Annotated in this window: 15 protein-coding genes, 1 tRNA gene and 1 pseudogene; 8 read left to right on the top strand and 9 right to left on the bottom strand. The window is 71.9% G+C overall.

Features of this window, described 5'->3' with window-relative positions; genetic code table 11:
* The first annotated feature begins 68 nt into the window (after positions 1 to 68).
* Together FHX53_RS06905 and FHX53_RS06900 are read left to right on the top strand one after the other, a co-directional pair.
* A complete protein-coding gene (locus tag FHX53_RS06905) occupies positions 69 to 1,307 on the top strand; it encodes a GAF domain-containing protein (protein WP_182490632.1) in 1,239 nt (412 codons plus the stop codon).
* 81 nt (positions 1,308 to 1,388) lie between these two features.
* Positions 1,389 to 1,465 (top strand) — tRNA-Met (locus FHX53_RS06900).
* A gap of 59 nt (positions 1,466 to 1,524) precedes the next feature.
* On the opposite strand, the gene FHX53_RS06895 is transcribed toward FHX53_RS06900, so the two are convergent.
* Positions 1,525 to 2,430 carry a ribokinase gene (locus FHX53_RS06895; RefSeq protein WP_182490631.1) on the bottom strand — a complete coding sequence of 302 codons (906 nt, stop codon included), beginning with the start codon at positions 2,428 to 2,430 and terminating at the stop codon, positions 1,525 to 1,527.
* Positions 2,431 to 2,471: 41 nt separating this feature from the next.
* Between FHX53_RS06895 and FHX53_RS06890 the strand changes: the two genes are divergently transcribed.
* The gene (locus FHX53_RS06890) at positions 2,472 to 3,311 is read left to right on the top strand and encodes a carbon-nitrogen hydrolase family protein (protein ID WP_182490630.1); all 840 of its coding nucleotides are present in this window, start codon (positions 2,472 to 2,474) and stop codon (positions 3,309 to 3,311) included.
* Positions 3,312 to 3,350: 39 nt separating this feature from the next.
* Here FHX53_RS06890 and FHX53_RS06885 read toward each other — a convergent pair whose 3' ends face one another.
* Both FHX53_RS06885 and FHX53_RS06880 read right to left on the bottom strand, forming a co-directional pair.
* Positions 3,351 to 4,550 carry an aminotransferase class I/II-fold pyridoxal phosphate-dependent enzyme gene (locus FHX53_RS06885; RefSeq protein WP_182490629.1) on the bottom strand — a complete coding sequence of 400 codons (1,200 nt, stop codon included), beginning with the start codon at positions 4,548 to 4,550 and terminating at the stop codon, positions 3,351 to 3,353.
* A gap of 54 nt (positions 4,551 to 4,604) precedes the next feature.
* Entirely contained in the window at positions 4,605 to 5,258 is a 654-nt protein-coding gene (locus tag FHX53_RS06880) for a TetR/AcrR family transcriptional regulator (protein WP_182490628.1), read from the bottom strand.
* Between the two features lie 207 nt (positions 5,259 to 5,465).
* On the opposite strand from FHX53_RS06880, the gene FHX53_RS06875 reads away from it, so the two are divergent.
* Together FHX53_RS06875 and FHX53_RS06870 are read left to right on the top strand one after the other, a co-directional pair.
* Positions 5,466 to 6,890 carry a S1C family serine protease gene (locus FHX53_RS06875; protein ID WP_182490627.1) on the top strand — a complete coding sequence of 475 codons (1,425 nt, stop codon included), beginning with the start codon at positions 5,466 to 5,468 and terminating at the stop codon, positions 6,888 to 6,890.
* A gap of 18 nt (positions 6,891 to 6,908) precedes the next feature.
* Positions 6,909 to 7,952 (top strand): glycosyltransferase family 2 protein, encoded by a 1,044-nt coding sequence (locus FHX53_RS06870; protein WP_182490626.1) that lies wholly within the window; start codon positions 6,909 to 6,911, stop codon positions 7,950 to 7,952.
* A gap of 36 nt (positions 7,953 to 7,988) precedes the next feature.
* On the opposite strand, the gene FHX53_RS13600 is transcribed toward FHX53_RS06870, so the two are convergent.
* Complete coding sequence (locus FHX53_RS13600) at positions 7,989 to 10,769, bottom strand: CDP-glycerol glycerophosphotransferase family protein (protein WP_246335557.1); 2,781 nt, start codon at positions 10,767 to 10,769, stop codon at positions 7,989 to 7,991.
* Between the two features lie 100 nt (positions 10,770 to 10,869).
* On the opposite strand from FHX53_RS13600, the gene FHX53_RS06855 reads away from it, so the two are divergent.
* Complete coding sequence (locus tag FHX53_RS06855; RefSeq protein WP_343050888.1) at positions 10,870 to 12,168, top strand: CDP-glycerol glycerophosphotransferase family protein; 1,299 nt, start codon at positions 10,870 to 10,872, stop codon at positions 12,166 to 12,168.
* Between the two features lie 3 nt (positions 12,169 to 12,171).
* On the opposite strand, the gene FHX53_RS06850 is transcribed toward FHX53_RS06855, so the two are convergent.
* The 5 genes from FHX53_RS06850 to FHX53_RS13455 all read right to left on the bottom strand — a co-directional run bounded on the left by FHX53_RS06850 (position 12,172) and on the right by FHX53_RS13455 (position 16,069).
* Positions 12,172 to 13,062: a hypothetical protein gene (locus FHX53_RS06850; protein WP_182490624.1), complete on the bottom strand. Its 891-nt coding sequence runs from the start codon at positions 13,060 to 13,062 to the stop codon at positions 12,172 to 12,174.
* Positions 13,059 to 13,802, bottom strand: a complete 744-nt coding sequence (locus FHX53_RS06845; RefSeq protein WP_182490623.1) for an ABC transporter ATP-binding protein — start codon at positions 13,800 to 13,802, stop codon at positions 13,059 to 13,061. Before FHX53_RS06845 ends, FHX53_RS06850 begins: the two co-directional genes overlap by 4 nt.
* The gene (locus tag FHX53_RS06840) at positions 13,802 to 14,599 is read right to left on the bottom strand and encodes an ABC transporter permease (protein WP_425488306.1); all 798 of its coding nucleotides are present in this window, start codon (positions 14,597 to 14,599) and stop codon (positions 13,802 to 13,804) included. The genes FHX53_RS06845 and FHX53_RS06840 overlap by 1 nt, the downstream gene beginning before the upstream one ends.
* 133 nt (positions 14,600 to 14,732) lie before the next feature.
* Positions 14,733 to 15,425 (bottom strand): phosphocholine cytidylyltransferase family protein, encoded by a 693-nt coding sequence (locus FHX53_RS06835; RefSeq protein ID WP_182490621.1) that lies wholly within the window; start codon positions 15,423 to 15,425, stop codon positions 14,733 to 14,735.
* A gap of 353 nt (positions 15,426 to 15,778) precedes the next feature.
* Entirely contained in the window at positions 15,779 to 16,069 is a 291-nt protein-coding gene (locus FHX53_RS13455; protein ID WP_220476283.1) for a hypothetical protein, read from the bottom strand.
* On the opposite strand from FHX53_RS13455, the gene FHX53_RS13450 reads away from it, so the two are divergent.
* Entirely contained in the window at positions 16,053 to 16,808 is a 756-nt protein-coding gene (locus FHX53_RS13450; protein ID WP_343050886.1) for an ABC transporter ATP-binding protein, read from the top strand. The two genes, FHX53_RS13455 and FHX53_RS13450, sit on opposite strands and share 17 nt — an antisense overlap.
* Positions 16,784 to 17,138: pseudogene (locus FHX53_RS06825) on the top strand (hypothetical protein); the annotation flags it as partial. The gene FHX53_RS13450 and the pseudogene FHX53_RS06825, both read left to right, overlap by 25 nt.

Below are 17,138 nucleotides of genomic sequence, written 5' to 3'. Positions count from 1 at the left end.
AACGGAGGACACGCCGCCGGGGACCTCGTCGGCCCTAGCCTGAGCGCAACCCGACCCCGGAGGTGCTCATGTCGACAGATCTGGCCGATGCGATGGCGGTCTCTCTCCGCCCTGTCCTGCGCGCCTGGGAGGCCTGGGCCTCCGACGCGCGCGATGCCATCCCGCGCCCCGTAGACGGGCCGCACGCGGTCGCCGACGGGCCGTCCCCCGATCGGCTCCTGCTGGTCGGGGCTGGCGGAGCGGTGGGATGGGGCGTCGTCTCGCACGAGCTCGCGCTGCCGGGCTCCGTCGCTCGGGCGTTGCGCGCGGGCACGGGCCGGGGCGCCGTCGTCGACGTGCTCGCCGACGAGCGGTGGGGCCTGAGCGACATCGCGAGCGCGCTGCGCTCGGCGTCGCCCGGCCGCTACGACGTCGTCGTGGTCGTCCTCGGTGCCGTCGACGTGCTCTCCGGGCAGACCTCGCGGGCATGGCGAGACGCGATCCACGACCTCCTCGAGGGCTGGCGGTCCACCGCCGGATGGGCGACGCGCCTCGTCGTGCTGCAGATCCCCGAGCTGGGGGACCTCCCCGGCCTCCACGGCGCCGTCGTCGGCTGGGCCGAGCGCCGGGCGAACGAGCTCAACGCGATCCTGCAGGCGCAGCTCGCGACCGAGCGCGGGATCGATGTCCTCCGCCTTCCGCCCGCGCCCGCGCTCGGCCTCGCGCCCGATGCGGCCATCTCTCGCGGTGACTACGCCCTGACCGGGACGATCCTGGCCGCCGCGCTCATGGACGACCTCGATCGCGTCGTCGGGGTCCCGGTCGCCCAGCGCCGGTCGCTCGGTGCCGCCGATGCCGCCCGCAACGACCTGCTCGTCCTCGCGCTCTCGCAGCACCGCGCACGCCTCGAGTGGATCGTCGCCGTCGCCGCGGCCGCGTTCCGCGCGCCGTCCGCTCTCGTGACGGTCCTGGGGCCGGATCGCCAGTGGCACGTCGCCCGCACGGGGCCCATCGCCGAGAGCGTGCCCATCCAGGACTCCTTCTGCCTCTACGCGGTCGAGCTCGACGAGCCGCTCATCGTGCTCGATGCCCAGCGGGACGCGCGCTTCGCCGACAACCCGCTCGTCACGGCGCCCGGCGGCATCCGCTTCTACGCAGGGGCCGCGATCGAAGGTGCCGACGGCCGACCGGTCGGCGCGGTCTGCGTGATCGATCGCGAGCCGCGGACGAGCATGACCGCGGCCGAGCGTGGGCTGCTCGTCAGCCTCGCCCGCCGCGCGCAGGAGGTCGTCTGGGCGGCGGAGGCCGAGTTCGCGCACTCCTCCTGACCCGCGACGCGCCCGGCCCGACGCGTCCACCCGGGGCGATTCGACGGATGCTCCGGCCCCTGGTATCGTTAACCCTCGTGCCGCGGGGTGGAGCAGTTCGGTAGCTCGCTGGGCTCATAACCCAGAGGTCGTAGGTTCAAATCCTGCCCCCGCAACCAGACGAAGGCCCGGAATCAATGATTCCGGGCCTTCTGCTTTCCCTCCGCGCGACGGGTGCTCAGGCACGCGGCGGCTGCGCGCCGAGCCACTGCACCGCCTCGGCTCCCGCGGCGACTCCGCTCTCGACTGCCTCGGCGAGCTCGGCGCCGCGCGCGAGCTCGGCCGCCAGAGCGCCGACGAAGGCGTCCCCCGCGCCGGTGGTATCGACGACCGGTACCACCTGTGACGGCCGATGGCCGGTCGTGGCCGCCGGCTCGCCCGTCGGGCTGAGGACGCGGCACGCGAAGACGGCGCCCTCGCTGCCGAGGGTGATGACGATGCTACGGCAGCGCTCGAGCAGGGCGACCGCGGCAGCCGCGGCCGAGCGCGGGCCGTCGACGGGCGCTCCGGCGAGGTCGGACGCCTCGGACTCGTTGACGACCAGGGGGTCGCAGACCGCGAGGAGGGCATCCGGCACCCGGGAGCTAGGCGACAGGTTGAGAACGACGCGACCGTCCGCCTTCTCGACGGCGGCGGCCGCCGCCGCGACCACGTCGAGCGGGACCTCGAGCTGCGCGAGCAGGACCGCGCCCGCGAGCGCCCCCAGTCGCTCGACGACGCGCGCTGCCTCCACCCGGGCGTTGGCCCCCGGCGCGACGACGATCGAGTTCTCGCCGTCGCGGGCGAGGGTGATGAGGGCAACGCCCGTAGGAGCGTCGGCCACCACATCGACCGCGCTGACGTCGACGCCGCCGACCGTGAGCGCGTCGAGCAGCTGCCGCCCGCCCGCGTCGTCGCCGACGGCGCCGAGGAACACCGGTCGTGCCCCGTGCCGCGCAGCGGCGAGCGCCTGATTGGCGCCCTTGCCTCCGGTCGCCGTCACGACATCGCCTCCCAGCACCGTCTCGCCGGGCCGCGGATGGCGGTCGACCGCGACCGTGTAGTCGATGTTCGCGGAGCCGAGGACGGCGAGAGGGGCGCTCATAGGCTCCATGCTGGCAGAGGGTCCGCCTCTAGGCTGGGCGCATGACCGAGACCGACGAGACCGCCGTGACCGCCGTGGCGCCCCGCGCCGGCGTCGCCGTGGCGCAGTTCGCGCCCGGTGCCGATCGGGACGAGAACCTCGCCGGCATCCGCGCGCTCGCCGCCCTCGCGGTCGAGCGCGGCGCCGGTCTCGTCGTCGCCCCCGAGTACAGCTCGTACTTCGCTCCGGAGCTCGGCCCCGACTGGATCACCGCCGCCGAGTCGCTCGACGGCCCGTTCGTCGCCGGGCTCGGCGCGATCGCCCGCGACCTCGGAGTCGTCCTCGTCGCGGGGCTCGTCGAGCAGGCCTCGCGCTCGGACCGCTTCCGCAACACGATCGTCGCGGTCGGCCCGGATGGGGCGGTCGTAGCCGTCTCCCGCAAGCTCCATCTCTACGACGCGTTCGGGGCGCGCGAGTCCGACTGGGCCGAGGCCGGTGACGTCGAGCCGCCGCAGCTCTTCTCGTTCGCGGGGCTCCGGGTGGGCATCCAGACCTGCTACGACGTTCGCTTCCCGGAGGTCACGCGCCGCCTCGTCGACGCGGGCGCCGACCTCGTGCTCATCCCGGCCGAGTGGGTGCGAGGCCCCCAGAAGGAGCGCCACTGGCGCACCCTCGTCACCGCGCGAGCCATCGAGAACACCGTCTACGTCGCCGCCGCCGACCACGCCCCGCCGATCGGGGTCGGCTGCAGTCTCATCGTCGACCCGATGGGCGTCACGATCGCCTCGATCGGCGAGCAGACGGATGCCGCGGTCGCCTTCCCGACGCGCGCGCGCATCGACGACGTGCGGGCCGTCAATCCCGCCCTCGGCCTGCGGCGATTCGGGGTCGCGCCCCTCTGACGCGCGCGGTCGCCGAGCGCCCTCGGTCCGTTCCGCGGCTCAGCGGCGGTAGGCGCTCAATCGGCGCACAGACTCCTCGATCGCCTCGTCGCGTCGGCAGAACGCGAAGCGCAGCGAGCTGCGGATAGCGGGATCGGACGACCCCGGCGCGAACGCGGCCAGCGGGATCGACGCGACCCCCGCATCCCTCACGAGCTCGCGAGCGAACGCCGCGCCGTCCTCGACGCCGAGCGGAGCCGCGTCGGCCACCACGAAGTACGACCCGCGGCTCGGCGAGACCGCGAAGCCCGCGTCGCGCAGTCCGGCGCTCAGCAGATCGCGTCGGCGCTGGAGGACGAGGCTCGCCTCGGTGAAGTACGCATCGGGCAGCCGGAGCCCGACGGCGACGGCGGGCTGGAAGGGCGCTCCGTTGACGTACGTCAGGAACTGCTTGACGGCGACGACAGCCTCGATGAGCGCGGCGGGGCCGGTGATCCAGCCGATCTTCCACCCCGTGACGCGGAACGTCTTCGCCGCGCTCGAGATCGACAGGGCGCGGCCGCGCGCGCTCGGCACCGCCGCGATCGGCGTGAACGGGGCGCCGTCGAACACCAGATGCTCGTAGACCTCATCGCTCACGACGACGGCCCCGTGCGCTGCGGCGCGCGCCGCGATGCGCTCCAGCAGCTCGGGGGCGATGACGGAGCCGGTCGGATTGTGCGGATTGTTGAGCAGCACGACGGTCGTGCTCGGCCCGATCGCCGCGTCGATGTCTGCCGGCTCGGGCTGGAAGTCGGCGCCGCGCAGCGGGATGGTCGTGTGCCGCGCTCCGATGAGTCCGATGATCGCCGCGTAACTGTCGTAGAAGGGCGAGAGCGTCACGACCTCGCCATCCGGGGGGACGAGCGCGAGCAGCGCGGCCGCGATCGCCTCTGTCGCACCGGCCGTGACGAGCACTTCCGTCTCGGGGTCGAGGGCGGGCGAGCCGAACCGCGCTCGGTGCTCGCTGATCGCGGCACGCAGGTCCGGGGTACCTCGGCCGGGCGGGTACTGGTTGGCGCCCGACCGGATCGCCTCGACAGCGGCGTCGAGCACCTCGGACGGGCCGTCCTCGTCGGGGAAGCCCTGGCCCAGATTGACCGCGTCGTGGGCGGTGGCCAGCGCCGACATCTCGGCGAAGATCGTGGGTCGCGTCGATCCGTCGGCGTCGACCAGGCCCGCGGCGTCGAGCGATCGTCGCCAGGGCTCCATCGCGCTCATGCGCCCACCCTAGCGAGAGGCGCCCGCGACGCAGGGGGAGGTGAACGCCACCCGTCAGTCGTCTGGGCCGGAGGCAGAGGGGGTCGTGAGGCTCGTCGCCCAGTCGTAGAAGACGCGCTTTCCGGCCTCCGTGTCGTCGACCTCGGCATCGACGCTCCGCGAGAGCAGATCGCTGATCCCGCGGATCACCAGATCCAGGTCGTCGTGCGGGGCGGTGAGGGCGAGGCCCGCCGAGCAGACCGAGAGCACTGATGACACCATCGTCGCGTCGATGTCACGGCGCACCATGCCCGCTTCCTGGAGCCGCTCGATCATCTCGCCGCGGATGCCGACCTGCGGAACGTAGCGGAAGGAGTGGCTGTGCCGCATGATGCGGTTGAGAGCGTCGCGGTCGATGACGAAGAGGGTCTTCGCGAGAGGTCGCTCGTAGATTCCGGCGAGGATGTACAGGTAGATGCGCGACAGGAGGCCGCCGCGCGGATCGCGCTCGATGTGATCGACGATGCCCGCGTACATCGCGCTGAACTCGCGATTGAGCATCGCCACGAGCGCATCTCCCGGTGTCGCGAAGAGTTCGGCGACCTCGGGCTCGGGGAGACCGGCGTGCGCCGCGATCGCCGAAATGGTCACGGCGTCGTATCCGTCGGCCATGAGCACGCCGGCGGCGGCGGTGAGGACGCGGTCGACATCTGTCAGCGGTGCGGGCATGGAGCATCCTCGTTCGGGTGGGGGAGGTGACGTCAGAAGTGTACGACGGGGAGGTGGAACGGTGCGTGCACCCCCTTCGGGGGGTGCGGGGCGCGGGCCGGCCGGCATAGACGGCACTGCTGAGAGCGCCAGGCCGCCCTCAGCAGCGGCAAATAGACTGCACAGGTTTGCGGAGGACGCTGACAGCGGCCGAAAGGAGACCTCGCCATGACCGAGAACCCGAACACCCCCGAGCCGCCTGCGCCGGCGCCGTCGGCCGGGCCGGCTCACCACCCCGACTCCGTGCCGGAGAAAGCCCCTGCCTCCTCTTCCGAGGCTCGTCCCGCGGCTGAGGCCCACGCTGCTCCTCCGGCCCAGGCTGCACCTGAGGCCCACGCCGGACCCGAGACCCGCACCGCTTCCGCTGTCGCTCCCGCCGCAGCCTCCGCGCAGGCTGCGACCGCACCTCAGCGCTCGCTCGCCCCGATGATCGCGGCGCTCGCGGTGGGTGCGCTCGTCGGCGGTGCCGCGGGCGGCGGCATCGCGGCATGGGCGCTCAGCGACCGTGCCGGCTCGACCGCCTCTCCGGCCGGTCCCGCCTCCGTCACCGTCAACGACCCGCAGGACGCGACGATCGTCACGGGAGTCGTCGCGAAGGCCATGCCGTCGGTGGTCACGATCGAGGTCGCGGGCGGCGGCGCGCAGGGCAGCGGCTCCGGTGTGATCCTGAGCGAGGACGGATACGTGATCACCAACGCCCACGTCGCGACGCTCGACGGCGCGGCAGCCGACCCGAGCATCCGCGTCTCCACCTCCGACGGGCGCCTGTGGGATGCGAGCCTCGTCGGCGCCGACCCGATCGCCGACCTCGCAGTCATCCGAATCGAGGGAGCCTCCGGCTTGCAGCCGATCGAGTTCGCCGACTCCGACGAGCTCAACGTCGGCGACCGGGCTATCGCCATCGGTGCGCCGCTCGGTCTGGCGGGCACGGTGACCGACGGCATCGTCTCCGCGCTCAACCGCTCCATCACGGTGCAGTCCTCGGCGGTTCCCGATGCGCCGGAGGCTCCGCAGCCGGACGGGGAGAGCCCGTTCGAGTTCTGGAACTTCGACATTCCCGGCCAGGACCGCCGGCCCTCCGCCTCCACGACGATCTCGCTCGCGGTCATCCAGACCGACGCGGCGATCAACCCGGGCAACTCCGGCGGCGCCCTCCTCGACCAGGAGGGTCGGCTCATGGGCATCAACGTCGCGATCGCGACGGCGGGCGGGGGCGGTCAGGGCGGCGCGGGCAGCATCGGCGTCGGCTTCTCCATCCCCGCCAACTACGCCCAGCGCATCGCGACCGAGCTCATCGCGACGGGCACGGCCACTCACGGTCTCCTCGGGGCGATCGTCAGGGACGCGAGCGCCGAGGCGTCGAGCGACGTCGTCGGCGCCCTCATCGATCAGGTCGCGCCCGGCGGGCCCGCCGAGCAAGCCGGACTGCGCTCCGGAGATGTCATCACCGAGTTCAACGGCGTCCCGATCACCGATCAGATCGACCTCACGGCGCAGGTGCGGGTGCTCGCGGCCGGTGACAGCGCCGAGCTGTCGTACGTGCGGGGAGGCCGGAGCGAGTCGGTGACCGTGACCCTGGGCGAGCTCGGCTAGGCGATAGCCTCGGGAGCTATGGTCGCCCCCTCGCTCCCCGGCGTGAGCTACGTGATGCCGGTGTACAACGAGGCGGCCTACATCGACGACGCGATCGCGAGCGTGCTCGCGCAGGACTACGGCGGGGACCAGGAGCTCGTGCTCGCCCTCGGCCCCTCGACCGACGGCACGAGCGAGCGGGTCGAACGACTCGCCGCGGTCGACGGCCGCATCCGCATCGTCCACAACCCGGAGATGGCGATCCCGATTGGCCTCAATCGCGCGATCCTGGCCGCCCGGCACGAGGTGATCGTCCGCGTGGACGCCCACACCGAGCTCGCTCCCGACTACACCGCCGCAGCCGTCGCGACCCTCGCCCGTACCGGTGCCGCCTCGCTCGGAGGGCTCATGGTCGCCTCCGGGCGGAGCCGATTCCAGTCGGCGGTCGCCCGCGCCTACAACTCCCGGCTGGGGCTCGGCGGTGGGGCTTACCACGGCTCAGCCGTCGAGGGGCCCGCCGAGAGCGCGTACCTGGGCATCATGAGGCGCTCATCGCTCATCGCGGTGGGGCTGTACGACGAGGGGCTGCGACGCGGCGAGGATTGGGAACTCAACTTCCGTCTCCGCAGCGCGGGCAGCGTCGTGTGGCTCGACCCCACCCTGCGCGTCACCTACTGGCCGCGCGACAGATGGTCGAAGCTTGCGCGCCAGTTCGTCGCGACCGGCATCTGGCGCGGGGAGCTCGTGCGCCGCCACGGCGGACGGCATCCTCTTCGCTACTTCGCCCCGCCCGCGCTCGTCGTCTCGAGCGGCGCGAGCCTCATCGTGCTGCTCCTGCAGGCCACCGGCGTGCTCGTCGGCCCGACCTCGCTGATCCTCGGGCTCGTCCATCTTGCGCCGGTCGCGTACCTGCTGCTGCTCGCTGGCCTGTTGCTCGCGCCCTCCAGCGGGCGCACGATCGCGGACCGTGCCACATTCGCGCTCGTCATCGCCACGATGCACGTGACCTGGGGCGCCGGCTTCCTGCGCGGGGTCGTCCTGGGTGCGCGCGACGCGGTCGATCGCTCGCGCATCGAGTCGTAGGTCGAGCCGCGGCGGAGCATCCGGGCGAGCGCGGCCTCAGCCGAGCATCCCCGACGCGGCCATGCGCGCGACGACGCGTCCGGCCGCCCCGCCGTCGTCGAGCGGGTTGAACCGCTCCCGCCACGCGGCGAGCGCCACGGGGTCGGTGCCGGCAGCGCCCGTCGCGATATCGCGCAGCGCGTCGAGCAGCGCATTCCCGTCCGTGACGACGGGGCCGGGGGCCTCGGTCGTGACGTCGAAGTAGAAGCCCCGCAGGTCACGGCGGTAGTGCTCGAGGTCGGGCAGGAAGAGCACGAGCGGGGCATCCGTCGCCGTCGCGTCGAACATGATCGAGCTGTAGTCGGTCACGACGACGTCGGCGGCGAGCAGCAGCTCGCTCATCGACGGGAAGGTCGTCACATCGATGAGGCCCGGCGCCTCGAGGTCGCGGCCGAAGCGCAGCGTGCGGCTGTGGCCGCGGACGAGGAGTACGTGGTCCCCTGGCAGCTCGGCGAGTGCCGTCGCGAACCCAGGCAAGTCGAGGTAGTCGACGATCTCGGTGCGGTCGTCGCGCCAGGTCGGGGCGTAGAGAACGGCCGTGACGCCCTCGGCGATGCCGATCCGCGCGCGCACCGCCGCTCGATCGCCCGTGAGCAGCAGGTCGTTCCGCGGGTATCCCTCGATCCAGACCGGTCCGCGGAACCCGTAGGCGCGCCGGAGGATGCTCGCCGCGTAGGGGTTCTGCGCGAGCAGGATCGACCAGCGCGCACTCTCGCGCCGCACGGCGATGCGCGTGCGCAGGCCCACCCCGTCACGGTCGAGCGCGAGGCGCTTGAGCATCGTGCCGTGCCAGGTCTGCAGCACGGTCTGGTGCGCTCGAGGCCGCCAGCGCTTGCGCAGCCAGTCGTTGACGACGAGCACGCGCGCGTCGGCGCGCACGCGCCACCACTCGGCCGAGCCCTCCACGATCGGGACTCCTCCTTCCGGGACCGCGATCGAGCGGTCGACGACGGACCAGTAGCGCACGACGTCGGGGTGCGATCGGGCGAGCTCTCGATCGATCGCGAGCGGATTGCACGCCGCGGTCTGCGCGTAGAAGCTCTCGAGGAAGACCGCGCGCTCCGGCACCGCGTCCCGGCGACGGTACTCGACCTCCAGACGGCGCTGTCCGGCTGGCCCCCGCTCGTCGTCCGGGAGCGGCGCGCTGAGCGAGACGACCAGCGTCCCGCGATCGGCGGCGACCTCGATGCGCGCCAGCGGGGTGAGGGATGCGCCGGGCATCCTCGCGACGATCGTCGCGCGCTTGGTCGCCCGCGTCGCGCCGTCGAGGGTCAGTTCGAGGGCGTAGGCGCCGCTGGGCGCCGCCAGCGGTTCCGAGCCCCAGCGGCTCGCGAGCAAGGGGATCCGCGCGAGGAACCGATCGTCGAGCGTCTCGAGGGCGCCGCTGAGCGTCTGGCGGGGTCCGACGAGCGCGATGGATCCGACAAGGGCCGAACTGCGCCCTTCGACGACGATCGACTCTTCCTCGATCGTGACTGCGTCGATGACGACCGAGCGCTCCGGTGCGACCTCCAGGTCGGCCGGCTCGGGTCCTTCGCCGAGGAGCGTGAGGATCGCCGCTCGCACCCGCTCCGTCGCATGGCCGTCGAGTCGATCGACGTGCTCGTCGCGCAGCCATGCCGCGTGCGCGAGACCCGCGACGCGCTCAGGCCCCTCTGCGAGCAGACCGTCGAGCCGGCTGAGCGTCTGCTCCCAGCTCGCGGCGGGGTCGTCTCCGCTGAATGACCGGTACGGCGTGTAGAGCCCCCGGCTCGAGAGGTAGCGGGCGAGGTCGGGGGCGAAGAACACGCTCGGCACCCCCGCGATCGCGGCGTCGAACGCGATCGAGGAGTAGTCGGTGACGATCGCATCGAGGGCGGGGAGAGCCGGGGTTGCATCCGTGAGCCGGCCGCGCCCCATGAGGCGCACCCGCGGCGTCAGCTCCGGCCCTCGCGCGTACGAGCCGGCCCCGAGCGGGTGCGAGCGGATGAGCAGCACGGCGTCCGCGCGCTCCGCCCACGCGCCGATCGCGCGCCACTCCTCCTCGGTCGGGATCGCCGGATCGGGTTCGCCATCGCGCCACGTGGGCGCGTACAGCACGACGCGCGCACCCTCCGGCAGTGGGCCGACGGCGCTCTCGACGAGCGCGCGCGCCGAGGCCCGCCGTGCGGCCGCGTCGCCGCGCAGCAACACGTCGTCACGGGGATCGCCGAGCACGCGGACCCGCGAGCGGGGGAGACCGAAGGCCGAGCGGATGCGCGCCGCGACAAGCTCGGAGGCGACGGGGAAGAGGGTGATGCGCGACGACCCAGCGCGGTAGAGACGCGCCATGAGCGCGCGCGCTCCGGGCAGCGACCCCATGAGGGGCAGCCTCAGCGCCGCGCCCGTGTCGAGATGCAGTCGCTTGAGCGGGATCCCGTGCCACAGCTGCACGACGACCGCGCGGCTCGAGCCGTAGCGGTTGACGTCGCCGAGGCCGTGCGTCACGACCACGACGCCCGCCCGCAGCGTCTCCCAGAATCCGTGGATGCTCCTGGTCGGCACCGCGCGCATCCCTCGCGCGATCGCGTCCGCGAGCTCGTCGTCGCTCGAGGCGAGCCACACGAGACGCCGTTCCGGGTCGCGATCTCGGCAGAGCTCCCACAGCGCGAAGGCCCCCTCCCCGACCCCGATGCCGGAGCCGAAGACCCAGCGTGCGGGGTCGCGAGGGACTAGGCGCGCGGCGAGCGCGCCGAGCCCGTACAGCGGGGCGCGGGCCAGGGCGCGCGCGTTGCCGGCGCTGAACGTGAAGCGGGCCATCGCGGGCGATTCTTCCATGGCCAGGCCGCCAGCGAACAAACGCATAACGGTTGGCCCCCGTTCGCGGGGTCGCGCCCTCGCCGGCGACCATGATGGAGCAGTGAGTATTTCAAAGCAGCTGGGCACGGCGCGGCGTCTCGCGCGCGACATCCTCCGCTCGCGCCGTCATCGCGCGGAGCTCGCACGGCGGCTTCGGTCAGAGAAGCAGCCCGCTGCGGGAAGCGTGCAGATCGCCGTCTACTTCGCTGACACGCAGGTGAACCTCTACCAGATCCGGCAGTGGTACGCGCCCCTCGCCGAGCTCGCTACGGTGCATCCCGTCGCCATCATCGCCCGCAGCCCGGCGACGATGCTCACGCTCCTCGACGAGTCGCCGGTCCCGGCCGTCTACCTGCGCCAGGTCGTCGACCTCGAGCGCTTCGTCGCCGAGCAGCCGCTGCGGATCGTGCTCTACGTGAACCAGAACGCCAAGAACTTCCAGATGTTCCGGTACAGCCGGATGTGGCACGTGTTCGTCAACCACGGCGAGTCGGACAAGATGTACATGACGACGAACCAGTACAAGGCCTACGACTACGCGTTCATCGCCGGCGACGCAGCGAAGGAGCGCCTGCGTCGCAAGCTCTGGAACTACGACGTGGAGAGCAAGGCGATCGCGATCGGCCGTCCCCAGGCGGATCACTTCGCCGGCGCGGTGCCGTACGAGCCCGACGATCGCACCGTCGTGCTGTACGCGCCCACGTGGGAGGGCGACAGGCCCACGGCCGCCTACGGCTCGACCGCGAGCCACGGGGAGGCCCTCGTCAGCGAGCTCCTTGCCTCCGGCCGACACCGCGTCATCTACCGCCCTCACCCGCGCAGCGGCGTCGTCGACCCCGATTACGGTGCCGCAAGCGCGCGGATCGTGGCCGCGATCGCCCGCGCCAACGCCGCCGACCCGCGTGCGCGGCACGTCTTCGACGACGGCGCCGAGCTCGGCTGGCAGCTGGCGGCGGCGGATGTCGCGATCACCGACATCTCGGCTATGGTCTACGACCGGCTCGCGACCGGCAAGCCGATCCTGATCGCCCGACCGGCGTCGCCGGAGGCGGAGATCGACGCGACCGGCTACCTCGGCGACTGCGAGTGGCTCACGCAGGAGGAGGCAAGGGCGGTCATCCCGGCGATCGACCGGGTCCTCACGAGCACGGAGGCGCACGAGCGGCTGCAGCACTGGGTCGAGCGCTACTTCGGTGACACGGCCCCCGGCGCCGCGACCGCGCGCTTCCATGCGGCCGTGGAATCACTCATGACCGAGTGGGAGCGCGCGGCGGCGCAGCATCGCCATGACCCGATCACGAGCGAGTCGAACCCGTTCGACGCCGACATCGACGAGGACGCCGCCCCCGGTGGGGGCTGAGCGTCAGATCTCGAACTCCTCGGCGGGCTCGTCGGAGCCGCGTCGGCGCTCGATCGCCAGGCGCGGCACGCGCAGCGGGCCGATACGGCCTGCCTCGCGGATCACGACGCGGCGGCCCGGTCGGGGGGCCCCCGGCGCGCGGGTCTCGATCTCGAGGCTCGCCGGCCACAGCGCGGGCGCGGGCCCGAAGGCCTCGCGCGCGTTGCTGATGACCTTCCTTCCGAGGATGTGATTGCCCGTGCCGCCGATGACGGCGCCGATGCCGAAGGGGATGGCGCGACCGAGGACGGAGCCGCCCTGGGTGACGGCGAACCTGCGGACGAACGCGGTGCGCAGCCGGTCGGCGAGCGAGTCCAGCATGACGCGCGGCATGCTCTTGGTCACGAGCTCGCCCCAGTAGGCGGTGCGGGGCGCTCCGCCCGTCATCTGCTTGGCGAACTGCGTCACGAGGTCCTTGCCCGCGCCGCCGAGCATGAGCGCCATGACGAGGCTCTGCGCGCGCTCGGGATCGTCGACGGCGATGCCGTGGATCTCTGTCACGGACTGAGCGAAGAGGGCGCTCGCCTCGAGGAAGGCGACCGTCTCGACCCCGCTCAGGGTGAGGGAGGCGGCGACCCCGATGGCCGGCACGACCGCCGCGGCGCCGACGGATGCTCCGCTCGCGGTGACGAGCGTCAGGTAGTGCTTCTCGAGCATCCTGATCACCTCGTCGGGGGAGGCACCGGGCGATCGGCGGCGGATCCGGCGAACATGGGCGATGACCGCGGGGCGCTGCGACGACATGATCGCCTGCAGTGCACGCACCATGCGCGGGTCGGCCTGCGCGTGCTGGGGAGGGACGATGCGGGGCGTCGTGGGGTCATGCGCCGCGGAGTCGTGCGTCTCGAAGGTCATGAACGGGAACCGTAGTCGCTGTCGTACGCGGCGAGAACCCCCTCGATCGGCCCGTCGAGCTGCAGTAAGCCCTTGTCCAGGTAGAGGCCGCGGGTGCAGAAGCGCTTGAGGTCGCGCTCGTTGTGCGAGACGAAGAAGAGGGTCCGCCCGCCTGCGAGGAGCTCGTCGATGCGCCGGTAGCACTTTTCTCGGAACGCCTTGTCGCCGACGGCGAGCACCTCGTCGACGAGCAGGATCGGCTCCTCGAGCCTCGAGATGACGGAGAAGGCCAGGCGGACCTTCATGCCGCTGGACAGGTGCTTGTACGGGGTGTCGACGCTCTCGCCCAGCTCAGCGAAGTCGATGATCTCGTCGTAGCGCTCGTCGATCTCGGCGCGCGTCATGCCGTGGAGCCCAGCAGTGAGGTGGACGTTCTCGCGCACCGTGAGGTCGTCGACGAATCCGCCGGTGATCTCGATGAGCGGCGCGACCCCGCCGTGCACGTCGACGCGGCCCTCGTCGGGGAGCATGACGCCCGCGACGAGCTTGAGGAGGGTCGACTTGCCTTGGCCGTTGCGACCGACGACTCCGATCGCCTCGCCTGCCCGCACCTCGACGTCCACGCCGCGCAGCGCCCAGAACTCGTCGGGACGCGCTCGGCGGTTGCTGCCGGCGAAGAGATCCTTGAAGCTCCGGCGGCCACGGCGGTTCCGACGGAACCGGATGCCGGCGCCCTCGACGCGGATGACGATGTCGCTCATCAGATCTCCTTCAGCACGGCGCGCACCATGCGCCGGAAGACGAGGATGCCCGCTCCGAGCGCGACGAGACTCATGATGGCCGCCACGATCACGGCGAACGGCTCGACCTGGTCGGGGAAGAAACTCGCGCGGTAGAGCGAGATGATGCCGGAGAGCGGATTGAACGCCATCCACACGTCGAGCCCGTCCGGCAGGTCGCTGAGTCCGTAGATGATGGGGGAGGCGTAGAAGAGGAAGCGCAGCACGAGCTTTACGGCCCGTTCGAGATCGCGGAAGAACACCACGAGAGGCGCGATCATGAGGCAGAGGCCGAGGATGAGCGCCGCCTGCAGCGCGATCGCGAGCGGCAGCCAGAGCACGCCCCACGTGAGCTCGGCGCCGAAGACGATCGCGAACGCGAGGAGCACGGGGATGGCGAGCAGGAACTCGATTCCCTTCGACAGCACGATCCTGGCGACCCACACGCTGCGCGGCAGGCGCGTCGAGCGCACGAGCTTGGCGTCCTTGATGAAGGCCCGCGTCGAGTCGCCGATCGCTCCGTTGAACCATGTCCAGGGCAGGAGCCCCGCGAGCAGGAACACGATGTACGGCTCCGCGCCGATCGCCCGGTCGACGATCTGGGTGAACACGAACCAGTAGATGACCGCCATGGCGAGCGGGTCGAGCACCGACCACAGGTAGCCGAGGAACGACGTGGAGTATCGGACCTTCAGATCCCGGCTCGTGAGCAGCCAGAGCGTCTGGCTGTAGACCCGTGCGGGGGTGCGCGGCGGGCGCGACGGCGAGGCGAGGGTCACAATCGACAACGGTACCGGCATCCCGCTCCCGCAGGCCCGGGGCGAGGGCGATCGATGAATCGGCGGGGCGGATGCCGAACGGCCCGCCCCCTGTCGGGGTCGGGCCGTTCGTGGTCGTTCGGCGAGGCGTCGCTCAGACGAAGAGGTTCGCGCGCTCGAGGTCTTCCGCGAAGTCGATCTCGACGGCGTAGAAGTCGGAGATGTCGAGCGGCTCGACGCGGAGCCCGTTCTGCTCGATCGCGAGCTCGATGCCGCGCTCGAAGTAGTCCTGATCGGCGACGCGCTGCAGGTGGTGGATGAGGGTTGACTTGTCGGCGGAGGAGACGTAGTTGATGCCCACCGCCTCGCCGAGGCCGCCGACGACCTGCTTGGAGAGCTCCTTGATGAACCCCTCGGCGTCGACCGTGTACTTGACCTCCTCGTCGGAGACCTTCGAGGTGTTGACGCTCACGAACGAGCGGTCGGCGTGTACGAGGCTCGCCGCGCGCACGAGCGCCTGCGGGTCGAACACGACGTCGCCGTTCATCCAGAGCACGCCCTGCGACCCCGTCGCCTTGAGCGCGCGGAGGAGGCTCTTGGAGGTGTTGGTCTGGTCGTACTGCTCGTTGTACACGTAGTTGACGTCGGGGAACGCGTCGATGATGTGCTCGAGCTTGTAGCCGACGACGGTCGTGATCGTGGCGTCGGTGCCGAACGCGGCCGCGATGTTGTCGTGCTGCTGCTGCATGATGGTGCGACCGTCGCTGAGCTCCGTGAGCGGCTTCGGGAGCGAGCGGCCGAGGCGGCTGCCCATACCGGCGGCGAGGATGACGATCTGCGTGGTCATGGGACCTCCTGTGTCTTCAGTCGGCTGCGCAGGCTCTCAACGATCATGCCTCTGGTACGGGGGATCGGCCGGTGTTTGTTCACCGAACGGACAACTGCGCGCTGTGGATCAGACACTTCATTGTGCTCGGGCGAGCTTAGCGACGAAAACTGCCGATCAACAGGGAATGACGGGCATCTGTTGCCCGATCGTGATGGGGCAGCGGACGGGGAGGGAGGGCGGAGGCTTCGGCTCGAGCGTTGCTAGCGTGGACGCGTGGATCCGACTACGCCGCCCTCGACCAGCAGCGCGACCCCCGGCGCGGAGGTGGCGGAGGCGGCCCAGCCCGAGACGGCCGACAGGCCCGGCAGCGCTCAGCCTGCAGAGCGAGAGGCCGCGCCGAAGAGGACGGCAGCCCCGCGGAAGCCCGCTGCGCCGCGGAAGCCCGCTGCGCCGCGGAAGCCCGCAGATGCCGAGGCGACGAGCCCCGCGGCCGCGAAGGCGCCGGCGGCGAAGAAGCCCGCTGCGCCGAGGACGCCGGCGACGAGAGCCCCGGCGGCGAAGCGGACGCCGGCGACGAAGAAGCCCGCGGCGGCGAAGAAGCCCGCGGTCGCGGTGACGCCCGAGCCGACGGAGCCTCCCGCGCCCGTGGTCCTCGAGGTCACCGGACTCCGCAAGCGCTTCGGCCGGACCGTTGCTGTCGACGGCATCGACCTGGCCGTCAGGAAGGGTGCCATCTTCGGCTTCGTGGGGCCCAACGGTGCCGGGAAGACCACGACCCTCTCGATGATCACGGGGCTCCTGCGGCCCGATGCCGGCTCCGTCGTCGTGGGCGAGGCCGACGTCTGGCGCTCGCCCGACGCAGCCAAGCGGGTCCTCGGCGTTCTGCCCGACAGGATGCGGCTCTTCGACCGGCTGACCGGCGCGCAGATGCTGTACTACTGCGGCGTCCTGCACGGGCTCGATCGAACGACCGCCCGCAGCCGCTCGGAGGACCTCTCCCGTGCACTCGCGCTCGAGGGCTCGCTCGACCGGCCGGTGGCCGACTACTCGATCGGAATGATCAAGAAGGTCTCGCTGGCGGCCGCGCTCATCCACTCGCCGCGGCTGCTCGTCCTCGACGAGCCCTTCGAGGGCGTCGACCCCGTCTCGACGGCTCACGCGATCGACCTGCTGCGCTCCTACGCCCGCGCGGGCGGGACGGTCGTGCTGTCGAGCCACAACATGGACCTCGTCGAGCGGGTGTGCGACTCGGTCGCCGTCATCGTCGGAGGGAGCATCCTCGCCTCGGGCACTCTCGAGAAGGTGCGCGACGGCTCGACACTCGAGGAGCGCTTCGTCGAGCTCGCCGGGGGCCGCAGCGCGGTGGAGGGGCTCGAGTGGCTGACGACGTTCTCCGACTGAAGCTCGCCCTGCTCGGGTCAGCCTTCCGCGGCCCCCGCCGGCTGGCACGCACGGCCGTGGTCGTCGCGCTCTCCGCGGTGTTCACTGTCGCCCTGCTGGACGCCGCCGCGGCCTTCCGGCCCGCCGACGACGGTCACCGGGCGGGCCTCGTCGTGATCGCGAGCATCATCGCGCTCGCGCTGGCGATCTGCCCGCTTACCTCGGGGCTGGGCTCGGCGCTCGAGCCGCGGCGGTTCGCGCCCTTCCCGATCGCACCCGGTCGGCTCGCGGCGGCGCTCGCGGTCGCCGGGGCCCTCGGCGTGCAGGGCATCCTCTCGGTCGTCCTCGTCG

Source organism: Microcella alkalica (assembly GCF_014137945.1).
GTDB classification, from domain to species: Bacteria; Actinomycetota; Actinomycetes; order Actinomycetales; family Microbacteriaceae; genus Microcella; species Microcella alkalica.
This window is presented reverse-complemented; position numbering and strand designations above follow the sequence as displayed.